Below are 8,368 nucleotides of genomic sequence, written 5' to 3'. Positions count from 1 at the left end.
ATTCTCCCCCTTTAGTGAAAACTAATTCATCCGACCTACTTACGTCTAAATGCTTCCCTTTCTAGGGGCCAGGCTGGTGCGCTAGCAGCGATGCCAGGGCCGCCGCTTCGGTTTCGAGCGCTTCGGCTTGTAAGCGCAGCAGATGGTAGCGGGCGCTATCGGCGGGCGGCAGGGCCGTAGGGCGCTCGGCTAGCCAGCGCCAGCGATACCAAACCAGAAAAGCCGGCCAGCGGCCCGGCCCCGCATGGGCGGGTGGCTCCTCGCCGCCGGGGTCGGGTGGCAGGGCTGCGCGCAGCAATGGCAGCGCGGCTCGCCACCGAGCGGCGTAAGTAGCTTCTGCTTCCAGAGGGCGCAGGGCCCGGCGCAGGTGGGCGGCATGGTGGCGGCAGTAGTCGAGGCGGGCTTCGAGCGGAGCCGGGTCGGGCGGGGCGAGGTCGGCGGGACCGGGCGGGGCTATGGCAGCGGGCGCAATGGCGGGCAGTTGCTGCACCAGTGCATCGAGCGGCTCGGCCACAGCGGGCGCGAAGCTCCGCTGCCCGGTTTCGAGGCGGCTCATATAGGGGCCGCTTACGCCCAGGTAGCGGGCCAACTCCTCTTGGGAAATGCCGAAGTAGCGCCGCAGCCGCGTCAGCAGCGGGTCGGTGGGAGTGTAAGGGCGGGGCATTGGTTGGCAGGAAATTTTGGCCGGCGTGGAATTTTCCTGCCAAAGGTTGGCAGGAAAATTCCATGGCCAGCAAAAAAACCTGCCAATCCGCCCCGACCCTAGTCCAGCTTGCGCCGGTTGGCCTTCTTCTCCCCCTGAAGCTTTTTACCTTCCAGGCGCTTGCGCACGGCGCTTTTGCTGGGTTTGGTGGCCTTGCGGGGCTTGGGCCGCCGCAGGCTTTTGAGGAGCAGCTCGTGGAAGCGGGCCAGCACAATTTCCTTGTTGCGGAACTGGCTGCGGTCGTCCTGCGCGGCCAGCAGCAACAGGCCCTCGGCGGTGAGCTGGTTCGTTAGCTTCTCCAGAATCAGCCGCTTCTGCTCGTCGGTGAGCACCTGCGAGTCCATCAGGTGCCAGCGCAGCTCCACGCGCGATTCTACCTTGTTCACGTTCTGGCCGCCTGGGCCGCTGGCGCGGCTGGTCTGGAAGGTGATTTCGGGCAGGAAAGAGGCGGCGGGAGGAAGCACGGGGTTAGGAAAATAGTTTAACGTCTGTCATCCTGAGCGCAGCGAAGGACCTTATCAAGCCAGCAGCAGGTGAGTTACTGCTAACTGTTCAGCGGTGAGAAGGTCCTTCGCTGCGCTCAGGATGACAGGCAAATTTCCTCCCAGTTGCTACTTATTAAGGAGCATGGCTCCGTACGAGTAGCCGCCGCCGAACACGGTAATGATGACCTTGTTGCCGGCTTTCAGGGTGTCCCATACTTCGGCCAGGCCGATGGCGGCGCCGGCGCAGCCGGTGTTGCCGAGGCGCTCGATGTTGCTCACGGCGCGTTCCGGGTCGATGCCCAGGGCCTTGGTCACATTTTTCGAAATGCGCAGGTTGGCCTGGTGCGGAATGAGGTAGGTAAGGTCGGGGGTGGCGATGTGGTGCTTGTCGAGCAGCGTCTGGGTCACGCGGGCCATGTAGGTGCAGGCCTGCTGAAACACGTCGCGGCCGAAGGGCATCACGATGCCCTTTTCCACGGGCTTCAGGGTCACGGCCTCGTCGGCCTTGCTCACCGGGGCAGCCCCACCGGTGATGACTTCGGCAATGTGCAAATCCTCGGAGCTGATGCGCTCCTTACTGATGAGCAGGGCCGCCGCACCGTCGCCCCACAAGTGGCCGGCCATGGTGTCTTCCTCGTTGTTGTAGGCCGTGTTGTGCTCGGTCACAACGACGACGGCACGCGTGGCCTTGCCCATGGCAAAATAGCCCTCCACAATTTCAACCGCGTTGAGCAGCGACGAACAGGCCGACGAGATGCTAACGGTGGGGATTTCGTTGATGCCCAAATCGCGCTGCACGGCGTGGGCAGCGGTAAAGATGGTATCGTGGGGCGTGTAGGTGCCGACCACGATAAGGTCAATACTCTCCTGAGCAAAATTGGGGGCGGCAGCCAGCACCGCGCGGGTGGCGGCAATGGCCATGGTGTTGGCATTTTCGCCGGGGGCCGCTTTGCGACGCTCCCGAATGCCGGTGCGCTCAATTATCCACTCGCTGGCCAGGCCATTGATACGAGTGAAGTGAGCATTGGTAACGACGGCCTCTGGGAGGTAGGCCGCCACATGATGAAGATACACGGGGTGGTATTGGGTGAAACGCAAAGCCAGCAGATGCTGCCCAGCAAAGGTACGGCTTCCACCCCCCGACGGTCGGCTCGCTCCCCCCATATGCCCGAATTTTATACCAGCAGGCCATTATTGGTCCACTAAAAAGCCCCGGCTGCAAGCTGCAGCCTTGTCCTTACCCAAAACGGCGGTCGTTGCTCCGGTCCGACCGCCCTAGGCGGTCCGACCGGTTGTTGGCGGAGCGAAACCGGGGGTTCTTCAACCGGTCGGACCGCCTAGGGCGGTCGGACCGGACCAGTCAAGTGCCGCCAGCAGTCAGGCAACGAGTGTTGGGTAAGGACAAGGCTGCAAGCGGCAACCGGGGCTTTCCCACAGGGTATTAGCCTGTTATTCTTTGGTAACCCGGCCGCTGCCGTGGGTAGTGCTGCTGAGCTGGGCGCCCCCGGCCACGTACATGGTGCCCGAGCCCGAGATGGTGCCCTCGGCGGTGCGGCTGGCGTACACATGCGCGTCGCCCGAACCGCTGATGCGGGCGCGGCTGGTTTCGGTTTTCAGCTCGTGCGCCTTCACTTTGCCCGAGCCGCTGATGCGGATTTCGTTGCTGGGGCTGCTGCCGCCCACCGTTACATCGCCCGAGCCCGATACAGCCGTTTCGAGGCGCCCGGCCTTGAGCTGCGGCACCAGCAAGTCGCCGGAGCCGCTCACGGCCAGCGCCATGACATCGGCAGTAAGCGCCCCATCTACTTCGAGCTTGCCCGAGCCGCCCACGCGCAACGCCGTGAGGCTCGGCGCGGTCACGTAAACCGTTACGGGACCGTGGTTTTTGCTATTGAACATCTTGCCCGGCTGCTGGCGGAAGCCCAGGCGCAGCTTATTGCCCTGTACCTCGGTTTCAAATTCGGCCAGGTCTTCTTTGCTGGCTTCTACTACCACGCTTTGGGGGCTCCCCTGCTTCACCACCACGTGCGCCGAGCCGCCGAGGCTGATTTCGGAGAACAAACCCACGGAGCGGGTTTCACGGTCGGCCACGAGCCGGCTAGTTGTGAAGGAAGAGAGCGTGCCAACGGCCAGGGCCAATAGGCCCGCGCATATCGAAGTAATCGGAAGCTTTTGCATGCGAAAAAGGGGAAAGGGTGAATGAGTGAACCCGGTTACCGCCATGATGCCGCCAACGTTACAGCGGTTGCCCCAAGTTATGCTTGTTTCGCTTTAGTGGCCCGATTAGCTTAGAGCGTTTTCGTAGCCAGTGTACAGGCGGCACGATGTAGGGGCGGGGTCGTACCCGGTAGGGCTTGCCCCCGCCCCTACATCCACTGATTCCGAAACGGCTCTAAAACTCAACGTGCAGGCGCACCGCCACCACGTGCACCGGGCCGCTGCGGTCCTTGTTGTAGGCCGGGTTGATGACCAGCTGGTAATCGGGGCTGATGGAGGCGTGGTAAGTGGGCAGCCCGAAGCTGTAGTACAGCTCGCCAATCTTTTCCAGGCCGTAGTTCAGCGCCCCGTCGCCTACGATGAAGCCGTAGCCGCCGGCTGCCAGGTAGGCGCGGTGCTCGGCGCTGATGCCGTTCACCACGACGGCCGCCCCGAACCGGTCATCGGGCCGCTGCCACCGGTCGCCGGTGCTCACCACGCCCAGGCTGGCACTCCGGTCGATTTCGGTGAAAGCCCAGGTTTCGTTCTTGCCATCGTTGTAGCTCACCCGGGAAAACAGGCCCAGGTTTTTGGCGATTTCCTGCTCCGCATTCAGGGCGAAGCCGACTTTGGTGTGGCCGTCGTTTCGTACCAGGGTCACATCGGGCTGCTGGCCGGTAAGCTGGGCCAACCGAACGGCCGTGTTGTAGGTAGCCATGGCCGCCACGTTGCGGAAGCCCAGTGCCCGGATGGTGCCCTGCCGGCCGCGCAGCCGGTATACCTTGGTCAGTTCCAGGGTTTCGGCGTGGGCCGTACCGTAGTGGAAATCTAGGACGGGGCCGTTGGCCAGCGTGGGCATGAGCGTGGAGGCGAACCGAGCCGTAAACCCGGGCGTGACGTACTCCAAAACGCCGCCCACGGTATAGCCGCGCGTGTTGGCGGCGTAGTCCCAGGCGCCGGCGCTCATCAAACTCCAGTTCAGAAACTGGGTGCGGGGGTCGTGCGAGTAACTGTTCTGGTCGAAGAAATCGGCGGTACTAAATTTGCCCAGCGTGACGGCAACATAGCGTTGCGGGGTGGGACCGGCCAGCTGGTTGAGGTCGTCGAGGTCGACATCGGTTGCCGTGCCCAGGGCAAATACCTGGCGCAGGTACAGCCGGGCCAGGTACAGGTTGGGCGAAGGGTCGCCAATACGAAAGGTTTCGCCATTGACAAATCCTGCCACTCCGCGCGCACCGCTCAGGCCGCTGCCACCCGCCACTTCGGGGTTGAAGTAGATGGCCCCGCCCTTCCACAGCCGCCGGCCGATAAACAGCGTGCTGGTGAAAGAAAGCTTGGCTGATTCGCGGTCGGCCAGGCTATAATCGCCCGAATAGGGCGTCGTTAGGTTGTTATGCCACTGGTCGATGAGCGTCTGCTGGAAGTGCAGGCTCCAGTTGCGGGCCTTTTCGGGCTGGTGCGCCGGCTCCTGGGCCGAGGCAGCGTTGGGCGGCGTGGCGGGCGTGGTAGAGCCCGGCGGCGTAACCTGGGCCCAGGTATTGGTGGCGAACAGCACCCCGGCGACTAGTAAAGCTGTGTGTTTCAGAACTGAAAGAAGATGAAGGGCGAAATAAAACCGGACTCAAGGTCTGGCGTTTTGGGTGTTGAAGCGGTGAAGTTAGCCGGCGGCCACAGTTGTGGGTGGGGTTTCAGGCAGCGGGCCAGCCTGTACGACGAGATGACCCGCAACATCAACGCAGGGGAGTCGATGGCCAACGGCCCCCGCGACGCAGCCAGCACCACGCCCACCACGCTGGAAGAGTTTGCCAAAACGGTGTTTGCACCTGTGCTTCAAGCGGCCACCGCTACCCCTGTAACGGCGTAGTCGCCCTGCGGCTTCTTTGCGAAAGCCTTCCCGGTCTGCCGGGGAGGCGTTCGCTATTTTTGCACTATGCCTTTGCTTCATCACCTCGACCAAGGCCAGGGCCGGCCCCTGGTTATCCTCCACGGCCTGTTTGGCACCCTCGATAACTGGCAAAGCCTCGCCCGCCGCTGGGCTACCGAAGCCGACCTGCGCGTTATCAGCGTGGATTTGCGCAACCACGGCCGCTCATTTCACTCGCCGGAGCATACTTACGCCCTTATGGCGCAGGACGTGCTCGACCTCTTCGACCACCTGCAGCTCGGGGCCGATACCACGCTTATGGGCCACAGCATGGGCGGGAAAGTGGCCATGCGCCTGGCCCTTGACCATCCCGAGCGGCTGGCCAAGCTCATCGTGGTCGACATCGCCCCGCGCTTCTCCGACATGGAGCATCAGGACGATATTGTGGCCGGCCTGCAAGCCGTCGATTTTACTACCTGCACCAACCGGCAGGAGGCCGATGCCGCGCTGGCCAAATACGTCCCTAACATGGGCACCCGGCAGTTTTTGCTGAAAAACCTCTACCGCCGCGAGGACAACACCTTCGCCTGGCGCATCAACCTAGACGTGCTGGCGGCGCGGTTGTCTGCTATTGGCGAGTCCACGACCAGCACCGCACCGTTTCTGAAGCCGGCCCTGTTCATCCGGGGCGGCAAGTCGGACTATATCACCGCCGAAGACAAGCTGCACGGCATCCCGGCGCTGTTTCCGCACTCGCAGGTGGCTACCGTGGTCGATGCCGGCCACTGGGTGCACGCCGAAAAGCCGGAGGAAGTTTTTGAACTGGTGAAAGCTTTCGCCCTGAGCTAATTGCAGCATCCAAGCTACTATTCTATTGAAAACCCTCTTCCTCATTCCCACGCCGCTGGCCGAAGACACGGCGCCGCAAGTGCTGCCGCCCCACGTAGTTGCGGCCGTAGCTACGCTCCCTTACTTTCTGGTGGAGAATGCCCGGACGGCCCGCCGCTTCGTGAAAGGTGTAGCCCCGCACCGCGTCATTGAGGATATCCGCTTCGTGGTCATCGACAAAGACAGTACCGATGCCGAGGTACGCGCCGCCCTCGTTCCCCTCGCGAAAGAGGGCATTGATGCCGGCATTCTGAGCGAAGCAGGCTGCCCGGGCATTGCTGACCCGGGCGCAGCTCTGGCCCGGGAGGCGCACCGGCAAGGCTTGCGGGTACGGCCGCTGGTGGGGCCGTCGTCGCTGCTGCTGGCACTTATGGCTTCGGGGCTGAATGGCCAGCAGTTTGCGTTCCACGGCTACCTGCCTATCGAGAAAGCACCGCGGGTTGCCGCCATCAAGGCCTTGGAAAAAGAGGCGCAGCAGCGGCAGCAGTCGCAGCTGTTTATTGAAACCCCTTACCGCAACGGGGCGCTGTTTGCCGACTTGCTGGCGCATCTGCAGCCCGGCACCCGCCTGTGCGTGGCGGCCGATATAACCGGAGCCGGCGAGTTTATCAAAACGCTGACTGTAGCCGACTGGAAACGCTTACCGGCCCCGGAGCTGCACAAGATTCCGACGGTATTTGTGCTGGGGACGTAGCAAGATTTCGGCTGTCATCCTGAGCGCAGCGAAGGACCTTATCAAGACTGAGCAATTCGCAGCAGTCGTGATAAGGTCCTTCGCTGCGCTCAGGATGACAGCCTAACAGTTTTCCTGCTTAGGCCCGCATCATAAAGCGGGGCTCGGTGATGAGTAGTTCTTCTTGCGGCGCGGGCAACACTGTTTCGCCGTGCTGGCTCAGGTCGAGGCCGTCGGCTTCGTGGGTGGCGTTTACCCGAATGGGGATAAGGACGTTGGTTATCTTATAAAGAAGATAGGAGCCGCCGAAGGTGAACACCGAAATGAAAGCCAATGCGCCGAAGTGGTGCAGCAGCAGCGTCCAGGAGCCGGTAGTGGCCAAGCCGCCCTCTTTAGCAAAAATGGCGGTCAGAATCATGCCCACAATACCGCCTACGCCGTGGCAGGGGAATACATCGAGGGTATCATCGAGTGTGGTGCGATTCTTCAAATCTACCGCGCCGGCGCTGATGGCCGCAGATACTACCCCGATGAACAGCGCCGGACCGTAGCTCACGTAGCCCGCCGCCGGGGTGATGGCCACGAGGCCCACTACCGCGCCAATAGCTGCGCCCGCCGCCGAAGGCCGCTGCCCGCGCACGGCCTCAATCAGCATCCAAGTGAGCATGGCGGCGGCCGAAGCCAGGTGCGTGGTGAAGAACGCCTGCACCGCGGTGGCATTGGCCGCCAGCGCCGAGCCCGCATTGAAACCAAACCAGCCAAACCACAGCAAGCCCGTGCCAATGAGAATAAAGGGAACATTGGGCGGCACGTGGGTGTGGCCTTCGAGGTGGGAGTGGCGGCGGCCTAAGGCTAACGCACCGGCCAGGGCTGCAAAGCCGGCCGAGATGTGCACCACCGTGCCCCCGGCAAAGTCGAGCACGCCCCATTTCAGCAGGAAACCGTCGGGGTGCCAGGTCCAGTGGGCCAGCGGGCAGTAGATGAGCAGGCTGAACAGGCACATGAACAGCAGGTAGCCCCAGAACCGGATGCGCTCGGCAAAAGCCCCACTGATAAGGGCGGGCGTGATGATGGCAAACTTCAGTTGGAAGGCCGCAAACAGCACCAACGGCAGGTTAGGCGCCAGACGCGGGTGCGCAGCCGTGCCCACGTTGTTGAACATGAAAAACGTGAGCGGGTTGCCAATAACGCCGCCAATGCTGTCGCCAAACGCCAGCGAAAAGCCTACCACGTACCACAGCACCGAGATGACGCCCAAGGCGATAAAGCTTTGCAGCATCGTGGAAATGACGTTGCGCTTGCTCACCATGCCGCCATAGAAGAAAGCCAGGCCCGGCGTCATCAGCAGCACGAGGCCAGAGGCCGAGAGCATCCAGGCCAGGTCGGCGGGCTCGAAGGCGTTGGGCTGGGCCTCGGGGTGGTTTTGCGGCAGAAAAGCAGCAACGCCAGCCAGTAATAACAACAGACCCAGGCAGGTGGTAGCGATAAATTGTTTGCGAGTCATAACAGAGTGTGATTTTAAATGCTGCTCAGCGAAATTAGGCAATACATTCAATCAA

Annotated in this window: 9 protein-coding genes; 3 read left to right on the top strand and 6 right to left on the bottom strand. The window is 62.3% G+C overall.

Annotated features, from left to right (window positions below; all coding sequences use genetic code 11):
• Window positions 1-61: 61 nt before the first annotated feature.
• From ABD837_RS03360 to ABD837_RS03340, 5 genes are all read right to left on the bottom strand, one after another.
• Complete coding sequence (locus tag ABD837_RS03360) at window positions 62-664, bottom strand: helix-turn-helix domain-containing protein (protein WP_345050255.1); 603 nt, start codon at window positions 662-664, stop codon at window positions 62-64.
• A 98-nt stretch (window positions 665-762) separates the two neighbouring features.
• Complete coding sequence (gene arfB / locus ABD837_RS03355; RefSeq protein ID WP_345050252.1) at window positions 763-1,167, bottom strand: alternative ribosome rescue aminoacyl-tRNA hydrolase ArfB; 405 nt, start codon at window positions 1,165-1,167, stop codon at window positions 763-765.
• Between the two features lie 147 nt (window positions 1,168-1,314).
• Window positions 1,315-2,262: a 3-oxoacyl-ACP synthase III family protein gene (locus tag ABD837_RS03350; RefSeq protein WP_345050251.1), complete on the bottom strand. Its 948-nt coding sequence runs from the start codon at window positions 2,260-2,262 to the stop codon at window positions 1,315-1,317.
• 375 nt (window positions 2,263-2,637) lie between these two features.
• Window positions 2,638-3,366, bottom strand: coding sequence for a head GIN domain-containing protein (locus tag ABD837_RS03345; protein WP_345050249.1), 729 nt, complete (start codon window positions 3,364-3,366; stop codon window positions 2,638-2,640).
• 214 nt (window positions 3,367-3,580) lie between these two features.
• Complete coding sequence (locus tag ABD837_RS03340) at window positions 3,581-4,939, bottom strand: carbohydrate porin (RefSeq protein WP_345050247.1); 1,359 nt, start codon at window positions 4,937-4,939, stop codon at window positions 3,581-3,583.
• 162 nt (window positions 4,940-5,101) lie between these two features.
• On the opposite strand from ABD837_RS03340, the gene ABD837_RS03335 reads away from it, so the two are divergent.
• The 3 genes from ABD837_RS03335 to ABD837_RS03325 all read left to right on the top strand — a co-directional run bounded on the left by ABD837_RS03335 (window position 5,102) and on the right by ABD837_RS03325 (window position 6,830).
• Window positions 5,102-5,248, top strand: coding sequence for a hypothetical protein (locus tag ABD837_RS03335; RefSeq protein ID WP_345050245.1), 147 nt, complete (start codon window positions 5,102-5,104; stop codon window positions 5,246-5,248).
• Window positions 5,249-5,314: 66 nt separating this feature from the next.
• Window positions 5,315-6,097 (top strand): alpha/beta fold hydrolase, encoded by a 783-nt coding sequence (locus ABD837_RS03330; protein WP_345050243.1) that lies wholly within the window; start codon window positions 5,315-5,317, stop codon window positions 6,095-6,097.
• Window positions 6,098-6,122: 25 nt separating this feature from the next.
• Window positions 6,123-6,830 carry an SAM-dependent methyltransferase gene (locus ABD837_RS03325; protein WP_345050241.1) on the top strand — a complete coding sequence of 236 codons (708 nt, stop codon included), beginning with the start codon at window positions 6,123-6,125 and terminating at the stop codon, window positions 6,828-6,830.
• A gap of 118 nt (window positions 6,831-6,948) precedes the next feature.
• Here ABD837_RS03325 and ABD837_RS03320 read toward each other — a convergent pair whose 3' ends face one another.
• The gene (locus ABD837_RS03320; protein WP_345050240.1) at window positions 6,949-8,313 is read right to left on the bottom strand and encodes an ammonium transporter; all 1,365 of its coding nucleotides are present in this window, start codon (window positions 8,311-8,313) and stop codon (window positions 6,949-6,951) included.
• Window positions 8,314-8,368 lie beyond the last annotated feature (55 nt).

This window comes from Hymenobacter glaciei (genome assembly GCF_039539585.1).
Classification (GTDB): domain Bacteria; phylum Bacteroidota; class Bacteroidia; order Cytophagales; family Hymenobacteraceae; genus Hymenobacter; species Hymenobacter glaciei.
Note: the sequence above shows the minus strand (reverse complement) of the source record. Positions and strands in the feature narration are given on the sequence as shown.